Source organism: Streptomyces atratus, from assembly GCF_014648655.1.
GTDB classification, from domain to species: domain Bacteria; phylum Actinomycetota; class Actinomycetes; order Streptomycetales; family Streptomycetaceae; genus Streptomyces; species Streptomyces atratus.
Genome location: NZ_BMRN01000175.1, coordinates 1 through 1,446 on the forward strand (window position 1 = coordinate 1; position 1,446 = coordinate 1,446).

Below are 1,446 nucleotides of genomic sequence, written 5' to 3' on the forward strand. Positions count from 1 at the left end.
GCCGGGTCGGCGTGGACGGTCGCGTAGGCGACGGGGACGCGGGAGACTGCCGGTCCCCAGACGAGTCGGCCGAGCGCCGTTCCCGCGACGGAACCGGCCAGTTGCCGGAGCCCTTCAGCACATTCGCCGGTGGCGTCGGTCGCGACGCGCACACCCTGGATCGCCAGGGGGTCCTGGTCGACCGCGATGATCTCCGGGTTGCGCAGGGTGTCGATCATCTGCCGGGGCAGGGTGCGCGGGTCCGAGCCGATGACCAGCGGGGATCCCATTTCGGCCCACATCACCAGCTGGGTGGTGGACTCCTCCGCGGTCAGCTCGTACAAGCCGTCCGCGAGCTTGCGCATCGGGATCAGGTAGTCGGGGTCGTTGTAGTGGCCCGGCCCCTGCGCCTCCGGGTGCCAGGCATTGGCGTCCATGTTGCGCAGGATGTTGGACCACTGGCCGGCGGACGGAGTGCCCCAGGCGATGTCCGTACCGGTCCGCCAGGAGTCAGCGGTCGTCGGGCCGTACACATAGGCGTTGTCCTCAGGGCATCCGGCGGAGTCGCTCCAGCCGTCGGACTCGGCGCGGGTGAAGCCGGGGACGAGCGCGACCGGACCGAGGGTGGACAGGATCACGCCGGGGAAGTCGAGAGGCGAGCGGTTGCGGCCGACCCGCGGCTCACGGATGACGAGGTACGCACCGGCGGCGGCGACGAGCACGAACGGGATGTTGATGAAGAACGTCCAGCGCCGGTTCAGGTACTCGGCGAGGAAGCCGCCGAGGATGAACCCGACGGCGCCGCCGCCACCGGCGATCGCGCCGTGGATGCCGAACGCCTTGGCGCGCCCCTTGGTGTCCGTGAACATCACGGCGAGCAGGGACAGCGCGGCGGGCGCGAGCAGCGCGCCGAAGACACCCTGGAGGGCACGGGCGCCGAACATCATCGCCTCGTTGGTGGCCGCGCCGCCGAGCACTGAGGCGACGGCGAATCCACCCAGCCCAACGACGAAGACCCGCTTGCGCCCGCACAGGTCGGCGATCCGGCCGCCGAACAGCAGCAGACCGCCGAAGGCGAGGGCGTAGGCCGTGACGACCCACTGCCGGTTGCCGTCGGAGATGCCGAGGTCCTACTGGGCGGAAGGCAGGGCGATGTTCACGATGGTGGCGTCGAGAACGACCACCAGCTGGGCGAGCGCGATGAAGACGAGCGCTTTCCAGCGGCCGCCGTCCGGGGCACCGGGAGCCTGCGCGGCTGTTCGGCTACGGCTACGGCTACGGCTACGGCTACGGCTACGGCTACGGCCATGAAGCCTCCCGATGGTCGGCGGTCAGTGGTTCCCCGCGGCAAAGGCGCCGTCTTCGCCGAAGGCGAGGTGGGCGAAGCGTTCGCCGATGCGCCGGTGGGTGGCGGGGTCCGGGTGCAGATCGTCGGGCAGGGGCAGTTCGGCGTGGTCGGCCTCGCTG

General features: G+C 70.9%; 1 protein-coding gene and 2 pseudogenes. All 3 read right to left on the minus strand.

Annotated features, from left to right (window positions below):
• Nucleotides 1-512 (minus strand): alpha-amylase family protein (locus IEZ15_RS46310; protein WP_506355112.1); only part of this gene is annotated, 512 nt, incomplete at its 3' end.
• Nucleotides 513-539: 27 nt separating this feature from the next.
• A pseudogene (locus tag IEZ15_RS43920) lies at nucleotides 540-1,181 on the minus strand (MFS transporter); the annotation flags it as partial.
• A gap of 129 nt (nucleotides 1,182-1,310) precedes the next feature.
• Nucleotides 1,311-1,446 (minus strand): annotated as a pseudogene (locus tag IEZ15_RS43925) (lipase); the annotation flags it as partial.